This is a genomic window from Delftia sp. WSY_16, from assembly GCF_043104415.1.
In the GTDB taxonomy this organism is placed as follows: Bacteria; Pseudomonadota; Gammaproteobacteria; order Burkholderiales; family Burkholderiaceae_C; genus Comamonas; species Comamonas tsuruhatensis.
This window is the reverse complement of sequence record NZ_JBICKS010000009.1, coordinates 1-307: the sequence shown is the minus strand read 5'-3', so window position 1 is coordinate 307 and position 307 is coordinate 1. Positions and strand designations below refer to the sequence as shown.

Sequence of the window (307 nt, the reverse complement as noted above, 5' to 3'; positions counted from 1 at the left end):
AAGACGTGGAACGCGGCCAAGTGCTGTGCAAGCCCGGCTCCATCAAGCCCCACACCCACTTCACGGCTGAGGTGTACGTGCTGTCCAAGGACGAAGGTGGTCGCCACACTCCGTTCTTCAACAACTACCGTCCCCAGTTCTATTTCCGCACGACCGACGTGACCGGCTCCATCGAGCTGCCCGCCGACAAGGAAATGGTGATGCCTGGCGATAACGTGTCGATCACCGTCAAGCTGATCGCCCCCATCGCCATGGAAGAAGGTCTGCGCTTCGCTATCCGCGAAGGCGGCCGTACCGTGGGCGCTGG

General features: G+C 61.6%; 1 pseudogene. It reads left to right on the top strand.

Annotated features, from left to right (window positions below):
* Nucleotides 1–307: pseudogene (gene tuf, locus ACF8O7_RS06370) on the top strand (elongation factor Tu); the annotation flags it as partial.